The 22197-nt window shown below is 69.3% G+C and carries 21 protein-coding genes, 1 tRNA gene and 1 pseudogene; 11 read left to right on the forward strand and 12 right to left on the reverse strand.

Going from position 1 to position 22197, the window contains the following annotated elements:
• Nucleotides 1–11 precede the first annotated feature (11 nt).
• From B842_RS13500 to B842_RS10620, 4 genes and pseudogenes are all read left to right on the forward strand, one after another.
• Nucleotides 12–455, forward strand: a pseudogene (locus B842_RS13500) (gluconokinase); the annotation flags it as partial.
• Between the two features lie 18 nt (nucleotides 456–473).
• Nucleotides 474–1037: a nicotinamidase gene (locus B842_RS10610; RefSeq protein WP_040087619.1), complete on the forward strand. Its 564-nt coding sequence runs from the start codon at nucleotides 474–476 to the stop codon at nucleotides 1035–1037.
• A 4-nt stretch (nucleotides 1038–1041) separates the two neighbouring features.
• Nucleotides 1042–1548, forward strand: coding sequence for a SixA phosphatase family protein (locus B842_RS10615; RefSeq protein ID WP_040086597.1), 507 nt, complete (start codon nucleotides 1042–1044; stop codon nucleotides 1546–1548).
• A gap of 110 nt (nucleotides 1549–1658) precedes the next feature.
• On the forward strand, nucleotides 1659–2783 hold the full coding sequence (locus tag B842_RS10620; protein WP_156119508.1) for an HNH endonuclease signature motif containing protein: 1125 nt from the start codon (nucleotides 1659–1661) through the stop codon (nucleotides 2781–2783).
• On the opposite strand, the gene B842_RS10625 is transcribed toward B842_RS10620, so the two are convergent.
• Both B842_RS10625 and B842_RS10630 read right to left on the reverse strand, forming a co-directional pair.
• A complete protein-coding gene (locus B842_RS10625) occupies nucleotides 2780–3373 on the reverse strand; it encodes a DUF305 domain-containing protein (RefSeq protein WP_040086598.1) in 594 nt (197 codons plus the stop codon). The two genes, B842_RS10620 and B842_RS10625, sit on opposite strands and share 4 nt — an antisense overlap.
• Nucleotides 3374–3415: 42 nt before the next feature.
• The gene (locus B842_RS10630; protein WP_040086599.1) at nucleotides 3416–3694 is read right to left on the reverse strand and encodes a DUF3618 domain-containing protein; all 279 of its coding nucleotides are present in this window, start codon (nucleotides 3692–3694) and stop codon (nucleotides 3416–3418) included.
• A 91-nt stretch (nucleotides 3695–3785) separates the two neighbouring features.
• On the opposite strand from B842_RS10630, the gene bcp reads away from it, so the two are divergent.
• From bcp to B842_RS13755, 5 genes are all read left to right on the forward strand, one after another.
• Complete coding sequence (gene bcp / locus B842_RS10635) at nucleotides 3786–4262, forward strand: thioredoxin-dependent thiol peroxidase (protein WP_040086600.1); 477 nt, start codon at nucleotides 3786–3788, stop codon at nucleotides 4260–4262.
• Nucleotides 4262–4909 (forward strand): TetR/AcrR family transcriptional regulator, encoded by a 648-nt coding sequence (locus tag B842_RS10640; RefSeq protein ID WP_040086602.1) that lies wholly within the window; start codon nucleotides 4262–4264, stop codon nucleotides 4907–4909. Before bcp ends, B842_RS10640 begins: the two co-directional genes overlap by 1 nt.
• Nucleotides 4910–4985: 76 nt before the next feature.
• On the forward strand, nucleotides 4986–5423 hold the full coding sequence (locus B842_RS10645) for a hypothetical protein (RefSeq protein ID WP_040086604.1): 438 nt from the start codon (nucleotides 4986–4988) through the stop codon (nucleotides 5421–5423).
• A gap of 2 nt (nucleotides 5424–5425) precedes the next feature.
• Nucleotides 5426–5743, forward strand: a complete 318-nt coding sequence (locus B842_RS10650) for a winged helix-turn-helix domain-containing protein (RefSeq protein ID WP_052438008.1) — start codon at nucleotides 5426–5428, stop codon at nucleotides 5741–5743.
• Nucleotides 5744–5775: 32 nt separating this feature from the next.
• Entirely contained in the window at nucleotides 5776–5919 is a 144-nt protein-coding gene (locus B842_RS13755; protein WP_156119509.1) for a hypothetical protein, read from the forward strand.
• Here B842_RS13755 and acpS read toward each other — a convergent pair.
• The 3 genes from acpS to B842_RS10665 form a co-directional block, all read right to left on the reverse strand.
• Nucleotides 5892–6308 carry a holo-ACP synthase AcpS gene (gene acpS / locus B842_RS10655; protein ID WP_040087622.1) on the reverse strand — a complete coding sequence of 139 codons (417 nt, stop codon included), beginning with the start codon at nucleotides 6306–6308 and terminating at the stop codon, nucleotides 5892–5894. The genes B842_RS13755 and acpS overlap by 28 nt on opposite strands.
• A 77-nt stretch (nucleotides 6309–6385) precedes the next feature.
• Nucleotides 6386–15472, reverse strand: a complete 9087-nt coding sequence (locus B842_RS10660; protein ID WP_040086606.1) for a type I polyketide synthase — start codon at nucleotides 15470–15472, stop codon at nucleotides 6386–6388.
• Between the two features lie 452 nt (nucleotides 15473–15924).
• Nucleotides 15925–16009, reverse strand: a tRNA-Leu gene (locus B842_RS10665).
• An 89-nt stretch (nucleotides 16010–16098) separates the two neighbouring features.
• Here B842_RS10665 and B842_RS10670 point away from each other — a divergent pair.
• Together B842_RS10670 and B842_RS10675 are read left to right on the forward strand one after the other, a co-directional pair.
• On the forward strand, nucleotides 16099–16530 hold the full coding sequence (locus B842_RS10670; RefSeq protein WP_040086608.1) for a membrane protein: 432 nt from the start codon (nucleotides 16099–16101) through the stop codon (nucleotides 16528–16530).
• Nucleotides 16527–16880 (forward strand): DUF3817 domain-containing protein, encoded by a 354-nt coding sequence (locus B842_RS10675; RefSeq protein ID WP_040086610.1) that lies wholly within the window; start codon nucleotides 16527–16529, stop codon nucleotides 16878–16880. The genes B842_RS10670 and B842_RS10675 overlap by 4 nt, the downstream gene beginning before the upstream one ends.
• Before the next feature lie 54 nt (nucleotides 16881–16934).
• On the opposite strand, the gene purU is transcribed toward B842_RS10675, so the two are convergent.
• The 7 genes from purU to B842_RS10710 all read right to left on the reverse strand — a co-directional run bounded on the left by purU (nucleotide 16935) and on the right by B842_RS10710 (nucleotide 22182).
• Entirely contained in the window at nucleotides 16935–17852 is a 918-nt protein-coding gene (purU, locus tag B842_RS10680; RefSeq protein WP_040086611.1) for a formyltetrahydrofolate deformylase, read from the reverse strand.
• Between the two features lie 10 nt (nucleotides 17853–17862).
• On the reverse strand, nucleotides 17863–18507 hold the full coding sequence (gene rdgB / locus B842_RS10685; RefSeq protein ID WP_040086613.1) for an RdgB/HAM1 family non-canonical purine NTP pyrophosphatase: 645 nt from the start codon (nucleotides 18505–18507) through the stop codon (nucleotides 17863–17865).
• Between the two features lies 1 nt (nucleotide 18508).
• Nucleotides 18509–19240, reverse strand: a complete 732-nt coding sequence (rph, locus tag B842_RS10690) for a ribonuclease PH (protein WP_040086614.1) — start codon at nucleotides 19238–19240, stop codon at nucleotides 18509–18511.
• Between the two features lie 24 nt (nucleotides 19241–19264).
• Nucleotides 19265–20032 carry an MBL fold metallo-hydrolase gene (locus B842_RS10695; protein ID WP_040086616.1) on the reverse strand — a complete coding sequence of 256 codons (768 nt, stop codon included), beginning with the start codon at nucleotides 20030–20032 and terminating at the stop codon, nucleotides 19265–19267.
• Nucleotides 20033–20114: 82 nt separating this feature from the next.
• On the reverse strand, nucleotides 20115–20939 hold the full coding sequence (gene murI / locus B842_RS10700) for a glutamate racemase (RefSeq protein WP_040086617.1): 825 nt from the start codon (nucleotides 20937–20939) through the stop codon (nucleotides 20115–20117).
• Nucleotide 20940: 1 nt separating this feature from the next.
• Complete coding sequence (locus B842_RS10705) at nucleotides 20941–21423, reverse strand: MarR family winged helix-turn-helix transcriptional regulator (protein ID WP_040086619.1); 483 nt, start codon at nucleotides 21421–21423, stop codon at nucleotides 20941–20943.
• A 69-nt stretch (nucleotides 21424–21492) separates the two neighbouring features.
• A complete protein-coding gene (locus tag B842_RS10710; protein ID WP_052437893.1) occupies nucleotides 21493–22182 on the reverse strand; it encodes a rhomboid family intramembrane serine protease in 690 nt (229 codons plus the stop codon).
• Between the last annotated feature and the right edge of the window lie 15 nt (nucleotides 22183–22197).

Below are 22197 nucleotides of genomic sequence, written 5' to 3' on the forward strand. Positions count from 1 at the left end.
ACATCGTCGTCATGGGGGTCTCCGGCGCGGGCAAGAGCACCGTCGGGGAACTCCTCGCCGCCCGCCTGGGCGTGCCCTACCGGGACGGCGATGACCTGCACCTGCCCGGGAGCATCACGAAGATGTCCGCCGGCGTCCCGCTTCTCGACGCCGACCGCCTCCCCTGGCTCCACCGCGTCGGCGGGTGGCTGGCCGCCCGCCCCGACGGCGGGGTCATCGCCTGCTCCGCGCTGCGCCGTTCCTACCGGGACCTCATCCGCGAGGCCTGCCCCGACGCGGTGTTCGTCCACGTCCACGGCCCGCGGGAGCTCCTGGCCTCCCGCGTGAGGGGACGGGAGGGGCATTTCATGCCGTCGAGCCTGCTCGACTCGCAGCTCGCCCTCCTCGAGCCGCTCGCCCCGGACGAGGCGGGTACGGAGTTCGACGCCGCCCACTCCCCCACCGTGCTCGTCGAGCGGATCTATGCTGGGCTCATGAGCACCCCGAAGACTGCCCTCGTCATCGTCGACGTCCAGAACGACTTCTGCCCCGGCGGTTCCCTCGCCACCGACCGCGGCGACGAGGTCGCCCGCCTCATCGGTGAGTACCAGGACTCCCACGGCGACCGCTACGCGCACGTCGTGGCCACGCAGGACTGGCACATCGACCCGGGCGCGCACTTCTCCGACAACCCCGACTACGTCGACTCCTGGCCCGTCCACTGCGTCGCCGACTCGGAGGGCGCGGCCATGCACCGCGACGTCCGCACAGACGCCATCGAGGCCTACTTCCGCAAGGGCGCCTACACCGCCGCCTACTCGGGTTTCGAGGGCGACGCCGACGGCGTGAGCATGCGGGACTGGCTGCGGGAGAGGGGCGTCGAGAAGCTCGACATCGTGGGCATCGCCACCGACCACTGCGTGCGGGCGACCGCCCTGGACGCGCTGGAGGCCGACTTCGAGGTACGCGTGCTCACCGACATGTGCTCCCCCGTCGACGAGGCCCGCGGGGAGGCGGCGCTTCAGGAGCTGGTGAAGGCCGGTGCGCAGCTAAGCTGAGACCATGACCCACCGCCTCGTCATCATGCGCCACGCGAAATCGTCGTGGAAGGAACCGCTGCCGGACCACCAGCGCCCGTTGAACAAGCGCGGCCGCCGCGACGGCCGGGCCGCCGGCGAGTGGCTGGCCGCCCACGTCGGCACCGTCGACCGTGTCCTCAGCTCCACCTCCACCCGCACGCGCCTGACCTGGGAACGCGTCGAGGCCGGCGGCGGCAGCGCCGCGCAGGTCACCTTCCACGACGCGCTCTACGGCGGCAGCACCGAGGACTTCCTCCGCCTTCTGCACACGCTCCCCGAGAGCGTCGGCACCGCCCTCGTCCTGGCCCACTGGCCGGGCGTCGAGGAGGCCGTCCGCGAACTCGCTCCGCGTGACGACAACCCCGGCTGGACCGGCATCGACACCAAGTTCCCCACCAGCGCCATCGCGCTTCTCGACGTCCCCGGCACCTGGGCCGACCTCACCCCCGGGGGCGCGCGCCTGCTCGACTACGTGGTGCCGCGGGGTTAGTCAACTGGGGTTCGTTGTCGGTCGCGGTTTCTGTGGATAACCGGGGGTTGTCCACAGGCCTTGCGGTCGGCGTGTCGACGTGTGCCTGTCGGGCGTTTAGCGTGCGGGGCATGAACCTGATGACGGCGTTTGAGGCCCTGCGCGCCATGCCGGTGCTGGAGGCACTGACGGCCGGCACGGTGGATGCCGCTGCGCTGTCCGAGTTGGGGTTCAGGGATGCGGGTGCCTGGCAGAAACTCGCCGGGGTGTACTTCGGTCCCACCCGCCACCGGAAGCTACAGGCTGCGGCCCGGGACGCTGCGGTGGGGTTGTCCCTGGATGCTCTGGGGGTGGTGGAGAAGAACACCCGCCGCCTCCTGTCGGGTGCTGCCGTCACCCCCTGGGAGCTCCGCGTCGAGTTGTGCGCCCTGCGAGGCACGGTTGCCGAGATTGATCAGGCGGCCGCGGCCCGCGTGCGTGACTACAACCGGGGTGTGGAGGATGCGGAGAAGAAGGCCTACGGGGGCAGGTCCCTCAAGGGTGGGAAGAACACCGACGCCCGGGGCCTGCGCACTGCCACGTTCACCGGCCCGGAACACCTTATGGCCGCCTTCCTCGGGGACCTGCACACCAAAGCCCAGGAACTACGACGAGCCGATCCACGCTTGTCGTATGAGCAGGCGATGTTCGACGCCCTGCTGGCCGGCGGGGCCGGGGTGTCCGGTCCGGTCACCCCGGTCCCGCACGTGGTCATCGGGTTACCGGATTATGCGAAGCTGTTGCGGCAGGAGGGGGATGAGACGATCTTCGCCCTCACCGACGGCACCACCATTACCGGGGCGGAGTTGGTGGCCCGGGAGATGGCCACCGTGGGGGTGGTGGGCCTGTACGACCCGATCTCTGGTGGGGTGAACATGTACCGGGAGGAGCGTTTCGCCACCTGGAAGCAGCGGATGCTGCTGGCGGCGGAGACGATCCTGTGCCCGCACCCGGGGTGTACGACCCCGGCGAGTCAGTGCCAGGTACATCATCTGATCGCCTGGGAGCAGGGTGGGGAGACCAACATCGAGAACCTGTCGATGGCGTGCGCGGTGCACAACGCGCGCAATGACGATGATCCGAATGCCCCACCCCGGAATGGGCGCCTGGAGCGCCGGCCTGGTGGGGTGGTGCATCTGCCTCCGGATGGTGGGCCACCACGGGAGAACATCCACCCGATACGGAAACTCTCCGCCATGGCGTTGATCAACAACTAGGGAGTCGGCACCCCGCCGTACATCTTCTCCATCTCGGCCATCTCCGCGGTCTGGACCGTGATCATCTCCGCTGCCATCTCCCGCAGCGGAGCGTATCCGCCGTTGTCCACCTGGTCCTGGGTCATCGCGATGACCTCCTGGTGGTGGAAGTGCATGAGCTCGAGGAAGCGGGTGTGCAGCGCCTCCCCCTCGAGCGTCGTGAAGGACTCGTAGACACCCGGGCTGACCATGCCGTTGGCGATGTGCCGCGAGTGCAGCTCCATGTCCGCGTCGATCCCCCACTCGTCGGCCCAGGCGTTCATCTGCTCGTTCTCCCGCTGCTGGCCGTCGCGGATGCGCTGCGCCAGGTCACGCAGCGCCGGATCGTCGACGTCGGAGGCCAGCAGCACGTCGGACATGTCAATGGCCTGCTGGTGGTGCGGGACCATCATGCCGAGGAAGTGGACGTCGGTGTCGTTTGCCTCCGCCGGCATGGCGTCGGTGCGCTCGGAGAGCATCGTCTCCGTCGCGGCGGTCTCCGTCGGGGAGCAGCCCGCCAGGAGCACGGCGGCGGCGAGCAGCGGGGCAGCAAAAAAAGGCAGGGTGCGCATGGTCGAAGACCCTAGCGACACCCTGCCCGGAGACAAACTGATTTATGCGCGGCCTGCGAGGAGGCGCTGGATCTCCTTGAGGTCCTTGCTGCGCTTGCGGCTGCGCAGCACGCTGATGACCACCAGGCCGACGACGGCCGCACCGACTCCTGCGAGAATCTTCTGGATCTGCGGATCCTGCATCTTGGCCTTGGCCTCACGCTGGGCGTCGGCGGCGAGGTTCTGCGGCTTGGTGCGGGTGGCCAGCTCATCGAGGGTGCTGGCGAGCTGGCGACGGGTGCGCTCGATGTCTCGCTGGATATCGTTGATGTCTCGTGCCACGTGGTTCTCCCGGGGTCATAAATGAAGGTCGACTGTCGTACTCAGAGTAGTGTAACGCGATCCGTGGGGGTGGAGCGGTATGGTGTAGGACATGACTGTTTCCTCACGTCTTGCCGAAGGCGACACCGCTCCCGACTTCACCCTGCCCGACGACCGGGGCAACGAGGTCTCGTTGAAGGATTTCGCCGGCGAGCGCGTGCTCGTCTACTTCTACCCACGCGCCAACACCCCGGGCTGCACGACACAGGCCTGTGACTTCCGGGATGCCATCGAGGAGCTCAACGACCTCGACGTCAAGGTCATCGGCATCTCCCCCGACAAGCCGGAGAAGCTCGCCCAGTTCCGCGAGGATCATGGTCTGAACTTCACGCTGCTGTCGGACGTCGACAAGCAGGTCATGACCGAGTGGGGGGCGTTCGGCGAGAAGAAGAACTACGGGAAGATCGTCCAGGGAGTCATCCGTTCGACCCTGCTCGTCGAGCCAGACGGCACGATCGGCCTGGCCCGCTACAACGTGCGCGCGTCCGGCCACGTGGCCCGCATCCTGCGAGAGGTCGCCGCCGCCTGATGAGCGACGTGGAAACAGGGACGGACGACGGTCTGCTCGTCCCCCGCCGTCGGCCTGCGCAGGCCCGCAGCCGCGAGCGCTTCAACCGCATTCTCGCGGCCGCGCGCAGCGTGCTTGTCGACGTCGGCTTCGAGTCCTTCACCTTCGACGAGGTCGCCCGCCGGGCGGAGGTGCCCATCGGCACGCTCTACCAGTTCTTCGCGAACAAGTACGTGCTGATCTGCGAGCTCGACCGCGTCGACACGGCGGAGAACGTGTCGGAGCTGCAGAAGTTCTCCGGCCGGGTGCCCGCCCCGCAGTGGCCGGACATCCTCGACGAGTTCATCGACCACCTCGCCCGCCTGTGGCGGGAGGATCCTTCACGACGTGCCGTGTGGCACGCCGTCCAGTCCACCCCGGCGACGCGCGCCACGGCGGCCGCGACGGAGAAGCAGATGCTGGACATCATCTCCGACGTCGTGGCCCCGCTGTCCCCCGGGGCGACGCACGCGGAGCGTTACCGTCTGGCGGCGCTGCTGGTGCATACGGTGTCATCGCTGCTCAACTTCGCCATCCGTGACGCGGAGCATGAGGACCACTTCGAGACGATCGTCAACGAAATCAAGCGCATGCTCGTCGCCTACCTCTTCGCGGTGGCCACAAGTTAGTTCATGGAAACCACTTGCCAAAGTGGAAAGTAGTTTCTAGACTCCTGGGTAAGACGCCATCCACCCAGGAGCCATCATGAACCTCTCCCCCGCCAACGCCCGCGAACTCCTCGACCGCGCCGAGTCCACCACCCGCGGCGCAGCCCATTTCTCCTTCGCCTGGCTCTGCTACATCGCCCTCTGCTCCGGCGGCGCCGTCGCCGCAGTGGGCCTGGCCTACGCCAACGTCACCGGCGTCTCCCCCCTCCCCGCCTGGCTCGCCGCCGGGCTGTGGATCACCGTCGGAGTGGCCTTCATCGCCGGAGCCACCTCCCTGTCCCCGCCCACCCGCCGCGGATTCAACTCACGGTGGACACTCTTCATCATCCTGTGGGTGGCCCTGTGGTCGGTGGTCTCTTTCCTCAACAGCCACTTCACCCTCGGCCACGGCACCGCGCTGGCCGCCGGCTTCATGGTCCTGGCCGTGCTGGGACCACTGTGGGAGATCATCGCGCTGCGCAGGGTGGCGAAGTGACCGTGAGCCATCCCCGCACGCAACTCAACCCCGCGTTCCAGAATCCGCTGCGCTTCTCGCTCATGGCAACCCTCGCCGGCGTCACGGACATCACCTTCCGTCAGGCCCGCGATTACCTGCAGACCACCGACTCCACCCTGTCCAAGCATGCCTCCGCCCTCGAGGAGCTGGGGTTGGTGCAGGTGAAGAAGTCCTTCGTCGGCAAGCGGCCTCTGACCCGGCTGGCGCTGACGAAGGAGGGCGGGCAGGCGTGGCGGGAGCACCTCGCCGCGCTGCGCGCCATCGCCGAGGGACCGGGAGTTTTCCCCGCCGACGAGTGACCGGTGCCACATCAGTCGCGTAGAATAAGACCATGACCACTCCCAACACAGACCCCCGAGACCCCACACCCATCTCCGACCCGGACGCCCCGAAGCAGCGCGCCCAGGACGACCACAAGGTCGCCAAGAATCCACCCGCCGACGAGCGTTACCGGCCGGATGAGTCCGACGAGTAGACCAGACACGTGGCCACGGCGGTGTCGCCGTCGTGGCTGATGGACAGGCTCGTCGTCACCGGCCCCAGGCTGGCGGCGACGGCCTTCTCCACTTCCCCGTGCGTCACCACGGCCACCCTCCCCCACCGGTCGGGCTGCACCTCGATCTCCCGGAAGTCCACCAGGTCGGGGCTGAGCACCGGCGGACGCCCGTAGATGGCCTGTGACCACGCCTTGATGAACGCCTCCTTCGCCGCCCACCGGCCGGCGAGGTGCAGCGCGCGGTCCGGTCTCTGCGCCGCGACGCGCAGCTCGAGGACGGTGAACACCTCCTCGAAGCGGGAGCCCGGCCTGTCGAGCTGCTCGCGGAAGCCGGGCACGTGGACGATGTCGACGCCGATGTGGTGCATGCCCGCCATTGTGCCCCACGGCGTCGGAAAGCAGGAAGGCCCGCACTCCGGGGAGTGCGGGCCTTCAGCGTTGCGGGCTAGCCGATCTCGGCGCCGGTGCGCAGGACACCGTCGACGAGGCGGGCGTCGTGATCCAGGAGGATCGCGGCCTCACGCTGCTTCACGGCCTCACCGGTGCCACCGAGGTTGCGGTCGGTCGGGCGCTCGTAGAGAGCGGCACCGCCGTACATGGCCTCGGTGATGCGGCGCAGGCCGGCCTCCTCGCGGGCGGTGGACACGCGGACCCACTCGGCGGCGGCGTCCTGGCCACGCTCCTGACGGAGGGCCTCCAGGAACGCACCCGGGTGGACGACCGCGACCAGCGCGGACACGTGGCCGAAGCCGAGGGAGGTGACCAGGCCGGCCTTCGGGGCACGCTCGGCCAGGTTGAGCGGCTTCCGCAGCCACACCAGGTGCTGGTGGCGGGCCAGGACCGGGTCGACGGAGTCGAGCGACATGTTCGCCGGGACGATGCCGGAACGCAGGACCTGCGTCAGGCCGATCATCTGGAAGGCGGCGGCACCGCCCTTGGCGTGGCCGGTGAGCGTCTTCTGGGAGATGACGTACAGCGGGTTGCCGTCGCTGCGGCCCACGGAGGCGGCGATGCGCTCGTGCAGGTCCGACTCGTTCGGGTCGTTGGCGTTGGTGGAGGTGTCGTGCTTGGAGATGATGGCCACCTCGTCGGCGGAGACACCCACCGCGGCGAGCTGCGTCGCCAGGCGGGACTCGGCGCCACCGCGGGCCGCACCCAGGGCACCCAGGCCCGGGGCCGGGATGGAGGTGTGTGCACCGTCGGCGAAGGACTCGGCGAAGGCGACGACACCCAGGACCGGCAGGCCGAGGTCGGCGGCGACGGAGCCGCGGGCCAGCAGCACGGTGCCGCCACCCTCGGACTCGATGAAGCCGCCACGACGACGGTCGTTGGCGCGGGAGAAGTAGCGGTGCTCGATGCCCTTGTTCTCCATCTCGGTGGAGTCGGCGGTGGCCGCCATGTCACCGAAGCCGGTGATGCCCTCGATGGAGAGGTCGTCGAGGCCGCCGGCGACGACGAAGTCGGCCTTGCCGAGGGCGATCTTGTCGTAGCCCTCCTCCACGGAGACGGCGGCGGTGGCGCAGGCGGCGACCGGGTGGATCATCTGGCCGTAGCCACCGACGTAGGACTGCATGACGTGCGCGGCGACGACGTTCGGCAGGGCCTCCTGCAGGATGTCGTTCGCGCGCGGCTCGGCGAGCAGGCCGTCGATGTAGAGGGAGCGCATCGACTCGACGCCGCCCATGCCGGTGCCCTGGGTGGAGGACACGCGGGCCGGGTGGACCTCACGCAGCAGTTCCGCCGGGGTGAAGCCGGAGGAGAGGAACGCGTCGACGGTGCAGACGAGGTTCCACAGTGCGAGGCGGTCGAGGTTGTCGATCATGTCGGCGGGGATGCCGTACACGGACGGGTCGAAGCCCTCGGGGATCTGGCCGCCGACGAAGCGCGACATGGTGGTGCGGCGCGGGACGCGGACGGCGGAGCCGGCGTGGCGGACGACGGTCCACTCGCCGGACTCCTCGTCGTAGAACGCGGAGGTGTGGTCCGGCTCGGAGTCGACGAAGGTCTTGGCCTCCTCCTTGGAGGCGACGGAGAAGGACAGGTCCTTGTCCAGGTAGACGGTGGTCAGCTCCGGCGCCAGGTTGTCGACCATGAAGAAGTCGTCGTGGTAGCGGCGGACGCCGACCTTGCCCAGGACCTCGTCGTGGAAGCGGTCGTGGATGTCCTCCTCGGCGATCTCGTTCTCGTCGTTGTCGTACCAGGCGCCGTTGTCCCAGCGGATGAGGCCCATGGTCCAGGCGAGCTCGATGACGCCGGCGGCGGTGAGGTCGCCGGTGAGCTCGGCGTCGAAACGCGTGCGTGCGGAGCCGTAGGGGCCCAGCTCGCCGGCGCCGACGATGACGATCATGTCCTCGAGCTTCTGGGTCACGCCGGTGAAGTCCGGCGCGGTCCACTCGAAGCGGCGGTACGGGGTCGGCAGGGCGGTGAGGGTGCGCGGCTCCTCGACGTCCTGCTTGTCGACGCCCGCCGCCTCCGCCTCCGCGGCGGCCTCGGCGGCCAGCTGGGAGATGTTGACGTCGGACTCACCGAGACCACCCGTGTAGTCCACGGTGACCGGGGACTGGGCGGCGGCGGCGCGGACCTCGTCGGTGATCTGGGAGACGAGCAGCTCGGCCATCTCCTCGTTGGAGAAGGTGCGCACGCCCTTGGACTCGATGGTCTCGACGAGCGGGTCGTTGCCGCCCATGAGGCCGGTGCCGCGGACCCAGCCGATGAAGGCGTGGACGAGGCTGGTGCGGTCGCCCCAGACCGGCTCGGCGTGCCAGCGGGTGACCAGTGCGTCGAGGGAGGCCTTGGACTCGCCGTAGGCGCCGTCGCCGCCGAAGCGGCCACGGTTCGGGGAGCCCGGGAGGACGACGTGGAGTCGCTTGCCGACGTGCGTGTCGGCGCCGATCTCGGACAGGCCGGCGATGAGCCGCTCGACGGCCCACAGCAGCAGGCGCATCTGGGACTCGGCGGTCGGGCCGGCGTCGGCGAGGGAACCCATGACGCGCGGTGCGGCGAACGGGAAGAGCAGGGTCGGGATGAGGGCCTTCTTGAGGACCTTCTTCTGACCGTTGACCGTGGCGGTCTGCTCGTTGCCGATCCACTCGATGACGGCGTCGAGGTCCGCGTAGGAGCTCAGGTTCGCCGGGACGACCCACAGTGCGGCGGTGCCGCGGGCGGTGGTGGCGTACAGGTTCTTGTAGTACGTCAGGCGCGAGTGCGACAGGTTCGAGGTGGTGACCACGACGGTGGCGCCACCCTGCAGCAGCTCGGCGACGACGCCGGCGGCGATGGAGTTCGGGGACGCACCGGTGACGACGGCGACGTCGCTGCTGAACTGCAGCGCGTCGGTGTCGCGGGCCTGGGCGGCCAGCTCGGTGAGGCCGAGGTACTCCGCCTGCTTGGCGACGTTCTCGCCCGCGCCCGTCACGTCCACGTCGGCGGCGTCGAGCTCGCCGAGGGACACGCGGGTGAGGTCCTCGCGGGCGGAGGCCCAGCGGTCGTCGAGAAGCACGGCCTTGTCGGCGCTGAAGCTCGGGGCGACCTGGCGCGGCCAGTCGGAGCCCAGCTCGCGGGAGACCAGGTCGAACAGGGCGGCGTACTCGTCGCCCTCGTCCTCGAGGTTCTCGGACTCGATCTCGGAGATTCCCAGCTGGGACAGGATGGTGCGGGCGGTCTCCGCCAGGACACCTTCCCTGCCGGTGACCTGCTCGGCGAACTCGCCGAGTGCGGCGGAGTCGACGACGCCACCGGCGCCACCACCCGCGGACGGCAGGCCCACGGCGACGCCGCGGCGGGCGGCGACGGCCTGGACGGCGGCGTCGATGAGCGCGTCGAGGTCACCCGCGTTGGACGGGGAGGCCGGGGACAGGGTGGCCAGGTCGCCACCACGCAGGGAGGCACCCTCGCGGGCACCGATGACCACCTCGGCGACGACGTGGTCGGCCCAGCCCTGACCCAGCTGCCAGGTGCCGGTGACGCGCTCGGAGATGTAGTTCGGCTTCTTGCCGGACGGGCCGGTGATGCGGCGCAGGGCGTCGGCGGCGGCGTCACCGAGGACCGGGCCGAAGGCCTTGTAACCCTTGGCCATCTTGGTGACGGTCTGCTTCAGGGCGGACAGCTCGGCGTCGGCGGCACCGTCGATGGCGCCGAGGCCGAACTCCACGCCGAGGTCCAGCAGCAGCTGGTTACGGCGGGACGAGACGCCCTCGACGAGGGTCTCGATGGAGTCGGTGGCACCCATCTGGTCCGGGCGGACCTTGGTCCAGATGGCGATGAGCATCTCGGTGGCGTCGGACGGGGTGAACTCGATGTCGTCCGGGGTGCCGGCACCTGCGGCGGGCGCCGGGGCGGGGGCCGCCGTGACGGGGACGGTGTCCCCGGTCGGGGCGTTGGCGACGACCGGGGCCGGGCCCGCGGTGGACTTCTTCGCCGGTGCGGCCTCCTCGGCCTCCGGGACGACGTCCGCGGCGACCTCGCGCACGATCTCGTCGGTGGCGAACACGACCGGGCGGTCACGCTCGACGTTGAGCACCTCGATCGGGGTGCCGGCGTACTGCGGCAGGCGCAGGGTCTGGCCCATCATGTTGGCCAGGGTCGGGGCGGAACCGACGCCGACCTCGACGAAGCGGTCGACGCCCAGGTCACGCAGGATGAGGTCCTGCGTCTCGATCCAGCGGACCGGGGAGGCGAACTGCCAGGCCAGGAGCTCGATGAGCAGGGTGCGGCCCAGCTTCTGCGGGTCGGCGGCGGCGGCGTCGAAGTCGGCGAGGATCTCGTCGATGTACGGGGAGGAGACGACCTCGGTGATGGACTCCACGAAGTCGCGGGTCAGCTCGAACGGGCGGGCCACGAGGTTCGGGATGTACCGGTCGACCAGGATGTCCAGGTTGATGGTCTCCGGGATGAGCGAGTCGAGGTGCTCGCGGAAGTCGCCCACGCCGTCACGCAGGTGGCTGGAGTGGAACGGGACGTCGATACCCGGGATCATGATGAACGCGCGCTGGCCCGGTGCCTTCTCCTCGGCGTCCGCCTTGAGGGCGGCGAGGCCGGCACGGGTACCGGCGACGGCGTACTGGACGCCGGCGATGTTGTAGTTCACGATCTCCAGGAACTCGCCGGTCTTCTCCGACATCTCCTGGACGTAGCCGAAGACGTTGTCGGCGGTCAGCCGCATCTTGTTCGGACGCAGGGCGGCGAGGCCGTAGTTGGAGTTGCCCTCCGCGTCGCGCTCGACCAGGCGGTGCATGGTGAGGCCGCGGCGGTAGACGATCTCCACGACGGACTCCAGCGAGAGGACGCCGGAGTAGGCGGCCAGGGCGTTGTACTCACCGACGGAGTGGCCGGCGAAGTAGGCGCGCTGGTTGAGGGCGTCGGCCTCGCGCATCTCGGCGATCTGGGCGCAGCCCAGGGTGGCCATGGCGACCTGGGTGAACTGGGTGAGGAAGAGCACGCCGTCCGGGTGGTGGAAGCGCTCCCCACCGACGACGACCTCGGTCGGGTTGTTCTTGACGATCTCCAGGACGGAGAAGCCCAGCTTGCCACGGGTGTGGCGGTCGGCGCGGTCCCAGACCTCACGCGCGGCGGCGGAGGAGGCACGGGAGTCCATGCCCATGCCCTGGGACTGGATGCCCTGGCCCGGGAAGCCGTAGAACGTGGTCGGGGCGGCCATGACGGCGGTCGCGGTGAGGACCATGTTGCCGCCGACGGTGGCGGTGACGGAACGGACCTCGCCGTGGCCCGGACGGTTGTCCACGCCGGAGCGCTCGACGGTGAACTCGATGACCTCGCCCGGCAGGACCGGGGCGAGCATCGTGGCGGTGTACTCCACGACGCGGCCCGGGGTGGTGGACGCGCTGTCGTCGGAGTAGCCCGCACCGGCGACGAGCTCGCCGATGGCGGAGGTCCACATGCCGTGGACGATGACGCCCGGCAGGCCGGCGAGGCCGGCGGCGGTGTCGGACACGTGGATCGGGTTGCGGTCGCCGGAGACGACGGCGAAGGGGTGCATGGACTCCGGCGCCACGACGCGCGCGTAGGCGCGGAAGGAACGCGGAGTGTCCACGACGGAGGGCAGCACCGAGGTGTTGGTGCGGGCGGTCATCTTGCCGTTGCGGCCGCGGATGGCGAAGCGCTCGGAGAGCTTGGCCAGCGGCTCGCCGTCGGCGGAGATCTGCGCGCGGACGACGACGAGGCGACCCATGTCGGTGTCGGAAACCTCGTCGGCGGTGGCGGTGATCTGCAGGTCGACGGCACCGTCGGTGAGCTCCGGCAGCTCGTCGAGCATGGTCAGGTGGTGCTCGAGGTGGACCAGCGACAGCATGCCCTCGACCACGGAGGCGGAGTCGGTGCCGGGGACGACCGCGGAGCGGACGGCGGCGAAGACGGCGGGCCAGGCGCGGCCGACGAGGACGTCGGGGGCGGTGCCCTGGGTGACCAGGTCGGACGGCAGGTAGCCGGCGGTGACGTTGTTGTAGTCGGCCAGGTGGCCGGCGTCGAGGGTCGTCGTCCAGGAGGCGACGCCGTCGGCGGCGACCGGGGCGAGCTCGCCACCGGCGGCGACGCGGGTGAGCTCGGCCATGGCGGCCTCGGCGTCCTCCACGGTGACCTGCGGGTTGGCGGACAGCGGGGCGTCGGCCGGGACGGTGAAGCGGATGGTCAGGTCCGTGGTGGTGCCGGCGGCGGTGGAGCCGGCCAGCGGGACGGTGAGCACGGCGTGCTCGGCGTCCTCGGCGACGAGGCGGGCGCCGGTGGCGGCGTGGGCGGCGGACTGGCGGTCCTCGGCGAGGGTCCACTGGTCGGTGTCGCCGAGGCGCTCGATGTAGGAGGGCTGCTGGCGGCCGGCCCAGTAGGTGCCCGGCGCGGTGAGGACGCGCTCGACGACGGAGTCGGTGACCTCGACGGCGGTCTCGCCGGCGTCGAGAAGCGCGTCGATGGAGGCCTGGTTGAAGCGGCCCAGCAGCTCGGCGACCGGCTCGTTGGCGCGGGTGATGCCCGCGACGGCGGCGGTGCCCGGGATGATGCAGACCTGGTCGGCGTCGTAACGCTCGTCGTGGGCCTGCCACAGGGAGTCGGAGCGCCACCAGCGGCGGACGTCACCGTCGATGACGGGGACGAAGTTGGCCGGCTTGCCCGGGTTGAGCAGCAGCTTGTTGAACCAGGCGCGGTCCGCCGGGTGCAGCAGGTCGCGCTCGGCGAAGGGGTAGAGCTCGACGAGCTTCTCGACGGCCGCCGTCGGGTTGTCCGCGTCGACGTCGATCTGGGCCTCGAACTGGCCGTGGTCGGTGTCGGTGAGGCGGGCCTCGGCGCGGCCGACCATGTCGGCGAAGCGGTTGAACCAGGACACGTCGGTCCACTCGCCCTGGTAGGGGCCGGAGACCTCGAGGTAGCGGTTGAGCCACTCGGCGTAGGTCATGGTCTCGACGTCGCCGAAGTAGGGCTTACAGGTCTTGTTGATGGCCTCGATGATCTCCTCACGACGGGCGACCGCGGCCTCGTCGTCACCGGCGACCTCGTCGAGGAGGCGGCCGGCCTTGGCGAAGGAGTTCTCGATCTCGTAGAGGTCGGCACCCAGCTGGGAGCGGCCGGAGGCGACGCCACCGGCCTCGCGGCCGGCGCCGGCCCACTCGTCGGTGCCGGGGGCGTCGACGAGCGCCTGCTTGACGGACTCGGAGGCGGTGGACTCGAGGGTCGCCATGGCGGCGGTGCCGATGAGGATGCCGTCGGTCGGCATGGCCGGCAGGTCGTACTTCTGCGCCCAGGTGCCGGTGATGTACTCGGCGGCGCGCTCCGGGGTGCCGATGCCGCCACCGACGATGAGGATGACGTTGTCGCGGTCGCGGATCTCGGCGTAGGTGGCGATGAGGAGCTCGTCGAGGTCCTCCCAGGAGTGGTGGCCACCGGCCTTGCCGCCCTCGACCTGGATGATGATCGGGATGCCGTCGACGTCGTCGGCGATCTTCAGCACGGCGCGGATGTGCTTGGCGGCACCCGGCTTGAACACGATCCACGGGAAGTTGGCGTCACGCAGCTCGCGGACGAGGGCGACGGCCTCGTCGTGGGGCGGCATGCCGGCGGTGATGATGACGCCGTCGATCGGGGCACCGTTGGCGCGGGCGCGCGGGACGAGGCGCTTGCCCTCGATCTGCATGCGCCACAGGTACGGGTTGAGGAACATGGAGTTGAACTGGGCGTTGACGCCCGGCAGCAGCATGTCCTGCAGCTGCTCGAGGTGCTCGTGGAGCACGTCCTCGGTGACCTGGCCGCCACCGGCGAGCTCGGCCCAGTGGCCGGCGTTCGCCGCGGCGGCGACGATCTTCGGGTCGACGGTGGTGGGGGTCATGCCCGGCAGGGTCATCGGGGTGTAGCCGGTGACCTCGGTGAACTTCGTGACCAGGCGGACCTGGCCGTTGCGCTTCTCCAGGCGGGGGGCGAACTCGGACCAGTCACGCGGCAGCTCGGGGGCGAGGCCGGCGTCGAAGAGCTCGGCCTGGCCCTCGGTGTCGGAGACGGTGAGGACGCCGACGCCGCGGCCGGCGACGACGCGACGGGTCAGCGGGGTCATGCCGGCCTCGGGGCCGACCTCGAGGAGCCAGCGGGTGCCGGCGTTGACGGCGGCGTCCAGCTCGGCCGGGAAGTCGACCGGGGTGGTGAGCACGAGCTCGGCGGCGACGCGCGCGATGGCGGTGTCCAGGCCGGCCTTCTCCGCCCAGGCGACGGTCTGCTCGACGGCGGCCTCCATGGCCGGGTGGTGGAACGCGGTCTGGATCGGCAGCGGGTTGAAGCGCGGGTTGAAGGGCTCGCCGCCGCGCTCCTTGTTCTCGATGGCCTTGGCGTCGCGGGCGGCGAACTTGCCCAGCAGCTCCTGCACGGCGAGGAGGTCCTGCGGGCGGCCGACCATGACGTAGGTGTCGCGGGTGTTGCGCAGACCGATGACGGGGCGGATCTCCTCCGGCACGTCGGCGGTGGCGTGGTCGATGGCCTGCTGCAGCTGCTCACGGGTCACGCCGATGACGGACACCATCGGGGAGTTCTCGCCCTGCTGGATGAGGCCGGTGATGCGGGCGGTGCGGGTCATGGCGGCGCCGATGAGCTGCGCGATGGCGAGCAGGTCATCGGACTCGGCCTGTCCGTCGAGAAGCAGGGTGGCGAGCTTGCCCTGGGAGTGACCGACGGAGGCGACGGCCTTGTCCAGCTCGAGGCCCTGGCGGTCGAGGGACTCCAGGACGGCGAGCTGGGCGGTGAATACACCGGGGACGCTGACGGCGGCCTGCGCGGTGTCGAAGGTCGGGTTCTCCTCGCTGCGTGCCCAGGCGACGGGGTCGAAGCCGTGGGGACGGGTGCCGGCGAGCTCGTCGGCGACAGGCGCGAGCCTGGCCGCAGCGCCGTCGACAAGGGAGGTGACGGCGTTGCCGACACCGGCGGCGACGGCCGCGCGGAGGGTCTTCAACCAGTCGAATCCCTGGCCGGAGAAGGCCAGGGCAAACGGCTCGCGGTCGAAGCGGTTGATCAGTCGATCCGTCCCGAAGGAGGTGCTGTATTCGGTCACGTGGACTTCGCTCCTGTGTTTCCTACTTTGTGCATGACGAAACTCGGGACACACTGGTGCCCACAAGTTTTGATAGCCAAATATGCCATAAAAACCTGAGGAAAGCGTCATCTTTATGAGGGGTGTCGCGACACGCCGCACCTATGACCGGCTACGGTGCAGTAAGTTCCGGTTGCGTCGGTTCGCGGGCAAAACCACCTGTGGGCTGTGCACTTTTTGCTTTTCGACACCCCACCGGCCACCCGTCCGCCCTGCCATTATGTGATCATCGACACTGCCTGGCAGCGGGGGGATGATTATCACATATCCGTCCCCCGGGGGTCGGAATCGGGGAAGAACCTCCCGCCGGCGTCCGTTTCGTGTGACGCCGGAGCCCCGGACGAGTCCTCTCGAACTTGGGTGTCACACGGAATGGACAGGGGCCTCCCACCACAACCGGCGGGAGGCCCCTATGGTGCGCCCGGTGGGACTTGAACCCACACATCCGAAGACACTGGAACCTAAATCCAGCGCGTCTGCCAATTCCGCCACGAGCGCATGCGGGAATCATGATACCCGTTGACCCCTCACCACCCGAAACGCCCCGAACTCCACCTTTCGGACGATGCCGGGTATCGTGGTGTTCCGTGAGCGACAACAGCAGGCAGAAGAGAGAGCGGAAGAAAGTACGCGTCTCGCACGTCATCTTCCTCATCATCGCCGTCGCCTGCACCATCGCTCTGGCCTGGTGGCAGTGGACGCGGTTCCAGTCCGGAACGGGCACGTTCCAGAATCTCGGCTACGCGTTCCAGTGGCCCCTGTTCGGCGTGTTCTTCGTCTACGCGTACCGCAAGTTCCTCGCCTACGAGAACGAGATGATCGACGCGGAGAACGCCTCGGACGACCCGGACTTCCGTTACGAGGCCGCCGACGTGAGGAAGGACCGGGTCACCGCCATCGACGAGACCTTCCTGCCGTCCCGCCCCACCATCGACATCGACACCTTCAACGAGCTCAACAGGCCGACACGGAGGCGTCGTGAAGCAGACACCGACCACACTGGAGACAGCCACCCATGACCACCACCCAGACGATCCATCCTGAGCGCCAGAAGCGCGTCGACACCGCACTGAAGATCTTCTCGGTCACCGCCTGGATCACGGGTTTGTTCCTCATCTTCCTCGTGGTGCGCATGATCATGCAGTACATCCTCAAGGTGGAGATCCCGGACTGGGCCACGATCGTCGCCATCGCCCACGGCTGGGCCTACATGGGCTACGTCCTGGCGGTGCTCAACCTCGGGCTCAAGGCCCGCTGGAAGCCGGTCGTGTGGTTCACCACCGCGCTCGCCGGCGTCGTGCCGTTCCTCTCCTTCTTCGTGGAGGCGAACCGCCGCCGCGAGGTCAAGGAGCGCTTCCAGCTCGCCTGACCCCAGACACAGGAACGGGGCCCCTGCAGGTGCAGGGGCCCCGTTCCTTTTCCGTCAGTCGAAGACGACGGTGCGGTTGCCGTAGACGAGGACCCGGTCCTCGAGGTGGTAGCGCAGGCCGCGGGCCAGGACCGACTTCTCGGCGTCACGGCCGAGGCGCTGCATCTCCTCCGGGGTGTCCTTGTGGGTGACGCGGATGACGTCCTGCTCGATGATCGGGCCGTCGTCGAGGTCGGAGGTGGCGAAGTGGCACGTCGCGCCGATGAGCTTCACGCCCCGCTTGTGCGCCTGGTGGTACGGGCGGGCGCCCATGAAGGACGGCAGGAAGCTGTGGTGGATGTTGAGCACGCGGCCGGCCCACATCTCGCAGAAGTCCGGCGGCAGGATCTGCATGAAGCGGGCCATGACGATGGCGTCCGGTTCGTAGGAGTTGACGATCTCGCCGAGCTCCTCGAAGGCCCTCCGCTTGCCGACGGCGTCCTTCGGGAACGGCACGTGGTAGAACGGCACCCCGTGGTTGTCCGCGATGTAGGAGAGGTTGTCGTGGTTGCCGACGACCGCCACGACCTCCATCGGGTAGTCGTTCTCCGCCACCCGGCCGAGCAGGTCGTGCAGGCAGTGGCCCTCCCGGGAGACGAGGATGACGACCTTCTTCAGGTCCGCCGTGTCCCACAGGCGCCACTGCGCCTTCGGGCCGAACTCCTCCGCCACGGGGCGGAACTTCTCGCGCAGCTCGGCGATGCTCATGTCGACGGAGTCCGCGCGGACCGCCTGCCGGGTGAAGAACCAGTTGTTCTCCGGGTCCGTGAAGTAGGCGGCCTCGGTGATCCAACCACCCTGCTCAGCCAGGAACGTCGACAGCTTCGCGACGATACCGGTCGAGTCGGGGCAACCGAGGGTGAGGACGTACTGCCGCTCCGCCGTCGGTCCACTCGGGCGGTTGCGGGGATCATCGATGTTCTGCGGGGTCATTCGTCGAATATTAGTCCACCGTGCCGGGTCCTTCAGCGGACGGGTCGGAGGTCAGGCCACGGATGACCTCGACCAGCTGGGCCAGGGCCTTCCCGCGGTGGGACAGGGCGTTCTTCTCCTCCGGGGTCAGCTGCGCCGAGGAGCGCCCGGCGGCGACGGCGTCGGCGGGCAGGAACAGCGGGTCGTACCCGAAACCGTTCTCCCCCACCGGCTCCCGCAGGAGGGTGCCCTCCCAGCGGCCCTCGGCGACGTGCTCCGCGCCGTCCGGGGTGACCAGCGCGCACACGGACACGAAGGCGCAGGCGCGTCGCCCGTCGGGGACGTGCGCCATCTGCCCGAGGAGCAGGGCGTTGTTGGCGTCATCGTCGCCGTGTCGGCCTGCCCAGCGTGCGGAGAGCACGCCCGGCATCCCGTTGAGCTCCTCCACCGCGAGGCCGGAGTCGTCGGCGATGCACACCAGGCCGGTCTCCCGGGCCCCCGCCCGCGCCTTGATGAGGGCGTTGTCGGCGAAGGTGCGGCCGTCCTCGACGGGCTCCTCGTAGGCCGGGGCCTGGCTGAGCGGGATGACCTCCACGCCCTGCACGTCGGCGGCGCGGAGGATGCGCTCGAGTTCGGCGAGCTTCTTGGCGTTGTTCGACGCGACGAGCAGCTGCATGTCAGATCCCCAGGGCGCTGCGCTGGGCGGCGATGAGCTCGCGGCAGCCCTTCTCCGCGGAGTCGAGCATGGCGTCGAGCTGCTCACGGCTGAAGTCGCCGTGCTCGCCGGTGCCCTGGATCTCGACGAAGTTGCCGGCCTCCGTCATCACGACGTTGAGGTCGACCTCGGCGCGGGCGTCCTCCTCGTAGGGCAGGTCGAGACAGACGTGGCCGTCGACCAGGCCGACGGAGACGGCGGCGACCGGCGGGAGCAGCGGCTCGCCGGGGACGACGCCCTCGGACTTGAGCACGGCGATGGCGTCGGCGAGCGCCACGTAGGCGCCGGTGATGGAGGCGGTGCGGGTGCCGCCGTCGGCCTGCAGGACGTCGCAGTCGATGTTGATGGTGTTCTCGCCGAGCTGGGAGAGGTCGACGGCGGCGCGCAGCGCGCGGCCCACCAGGCGGGAGATCTCGTGGGTGCGGCCCTTGACCTTGCCGCGCATGGACTCACGCGGCATGCGGTCGTGGGTGGCGGCCGGGAGCATGGAGTACTCGGCGGTCAGCCAGCCCTCGCCGGAGTCCTTCTTGAAGCGGGGGACGCCGTGCTCGACGCTGGCGGTGCACATGACCCGGGTGTTGCCGTACTCGATGAGGACGGAGCCGGCCGGGTTGGAGGTGAAGCCGCGGGTGATGCGGACGGTGCGGAGCTGGTCGAGGTCGCGGCCGTCGGCACGCTGGAAGTCAGAAGTCATGTCCCCCAGGCTACCTCCGGGGTGTCAGAACTCGATGACCTGGCCCGGGCGGCCGACCTCGATGGGGCCGTCGTACTCCGCGCGCGCCGCGGCGAGGGTCGCCTCCTCGTCGCCCCACGGCGGGATGTGCACGATGATGAGGCGTTTGGCGCCGGCCAGACGGGCAGCCCGCCCGGCCTCCGCTCCGGTGAGGTGCATGTCCGGCGGGAAGTCCCCCTCCCCGGCGCACCAGGTGGCCTCGCAGAGGAAGACGTCGGCGTCACGGGCGCACTCGACGAGCTGGTCGGTCCATCCGGTGTCGCCCGAGTAGGCGATCGTCTTGCGCGAGGTGTGCTCGGTGATGCGCAGGCAGTAGGCCTCGACCGGGTGGACGGCCTCGAAGGGGACGACGCTGAGGCGGTCGATGATGTGGGCCTCGCCAGCCCGCCAGGGGGCGAAGGCGAAGGTGTCGGACATGTCGTCCACCTCGCCGGGGCTGTCGGCGGACAGGGGGCCCAGGTGGGAGAGCGTCCCGGAGGGGCCGAAGCAGAGGTTGCGTCCCTTGGCCGGGGAGTGCGGATGGTAGCGGCGCCACACCATCAGCGAGGGGAAGTCGAGGCAGTGGTCCGCGTGCAGGTGGGAGAACACCACGTGGGCGTCGCACGGGTCGTGGAACCTCTGGAGGCTGCCGAGCACGCCGGGTCCGATGTCCACGAGCAGGGCCGGGGAGTTGTCGACGGTCACCAGGTAGCCCGAGGCCGGGTTGGTGGGCGCGCCGACGCTGCCGGAACTTCCGAGGATCGTCAACTTCATGTCGCTACTGTGCCACGTCAGAGCGGTTTTCTCGAACGCAACGCACAGAACGTCATCAGATTGTGAGGGGAATTCCCAGGTCCTACAGGCCGGTCACCTGGTGGACCTGACCGACGCCGGGCCCGAGGAAACGCTCCGAGAGCGCCGCGAACTTCGCCGGGTCACCCGTCGACTCGAAGAGGCGGACCGGCTGCCGGTCGGCGTCCCCCACCGGGTCGGCGAGCAGGTTCTCCCGGGTGAGCACGCGCAGCACGTCCTTCGCCGTCTCCTCCGCGGAGGAGACCAGCGTGACGTGGTCGCCGATCGCCAGCTGGATGACGCCCGACAGCAGCGGGTAGTGGGTGCACCCCAGCACGAGCGTATCGACGCCCGCCGCCTGCAGCGGCTCCACGTAGGCCTCGGCGACGCCGAGGATCTGGCGTCCCGAGGTGATGCCGCGCTCGACGAAGTCGACGAAGCTGGGACAGGCCTGGGCGTGTGCCTCCACGCCGGGGTTGATGGCGAACAGGTCCTGGTAGGCGCCCGAGTTGATGGTGCCGACCGTGCCGATCACGCCCACCCTGCCGTTGCGCGTCGTGGCCAGGGCGCGGCGCACCGCGGGCTGGATGACCTCGACCACGGGGACGTCGTAACGCTCGCGGGCGTCGTGGAGGAAGGCGGCGGAGGCGGTGTTGCAGGCGATGACGAGCATCTTGCAGCCGCGTTCGACGAGGTCGTCGGCGATCCGGGTCGCGTGGGCGCGGACCTCGGCGATGGGCAGCGGTCCGTAGGGGCCGTGCGCGGTGTCACCGATGTAGATGATCGACTCGTGCGGCAGCTGGTCCATGATCGTGCGGGCGACCGTCAGGCCGCCGACGCCGGAGTCGAAGATGCCGATGGGGGCTTCGGGAGTGCTCACGCCGACCATGCTAGCGCTGGGGACGACGCTCCCCGCTGTCCATGGCCGCGACGATCTTGCTCATGGCATCCGAGAAGTGACGCTGCTCTTCCGGCTCGAGGTTGTCGAAGATGAGGCGACGAACCTCGGAGACGTGGCCGGGGGCCGCCTGCTCGAAGAGTGCCAGGCCGTCGGTGGTGAGCTCCGCGAGGGTGGAACGGCCGTCGCCGGGATCCGGCAGACGGCGCACGAGGTCCTGCTTCTCCAGGCGGGTGATCACGCGGGACAGGTGGGAGAGGGTCATGTCGGAGGCCGCGGCCAGCTCACTCATGCGGAGAGTGTGCTGGGGGGCCTTCCACAGCTGCATCAGTGTGAAGTAGTCGTAGTGGCTGATGCCGGCGTCCCTCTTCAGCTGCGCCTCCAGCCGGGAGGGCAGCCACACATGAAAGGACCACACATTCATCCAGGTCTCTGATTCCTGATCAGACAACCATTCCACGTCATTGCTGTTCATAGAAACTAATGCTACTAGGAACTTTCCGAACTATCACCATCGAACCTGTGTGACTCCTAAATAATCATCTCAGTTCCCACCCGAGACCGGGGGTAAACCGCCCCCGGACGAGCGCCGTTCCAGCCTCCGGAGACGCCTCCGCTCCCGCAGCGCGGGTGGGTCATCGGACGTGATGAACACTCCCGCCGCCACACCGCCGACGGCGCCGAAGAGATGGGCCTGCCAGGACACCCCGGGCACTCCCGGCAGGATGCCCCACACCAGTCCCGAGTACAGAATTCCCAGGCCAACACCCACCATGATCTGCATGACGCTGCGGTTGAACAGGCCCCTGACCAACAGATACCCGAGCCAGCCGTACACCAGGCCGGAGGCCCCGATGTGGTTCGTGCCCACCCCTCCCAGCAGCCAGACGCCGGCCCCTCCGAGGAGCACCACGATGGCCGTGACCTCCCACCAGACCCGCGCCCGCGACATACCTATGAGAAAGCTGAAGACAGCACCGGGAATCGTATTCGATATGAGGTGTTCCACGTTGGCGTGCAGCAACGGGGAGGTCAAAATATGCCACAGGGATGATACGTCCAGCGGGTGGATGCCGAAGTACAGCAGCTGCCGGCCGAAGACCAGGACGTTGACGATGTGCACCGCCCAGATGACGAGCACGTAACCGGCGGCGAACAGGAATCCGGAACGGAGCGAGGAACCTCCGCGGGAGGCGGGCGGCGGGGCGGTGGGGTACGGGACTGGCTGGTACATTGCCCACCACTCTAA

The sequence above is a fragment of the Corynebacterium humireducens NBRC 106098 = DSM 45392 genome, from assembly GCF_000819445.1.
In the GTDB taxonomy this organism is placed as follows: Bacteria; Actinomycetota; Actinomycetes; order Mycobacteriales; family Mycobacteriaceae; genus Corynebacterium; species Corynebacterium humireducens.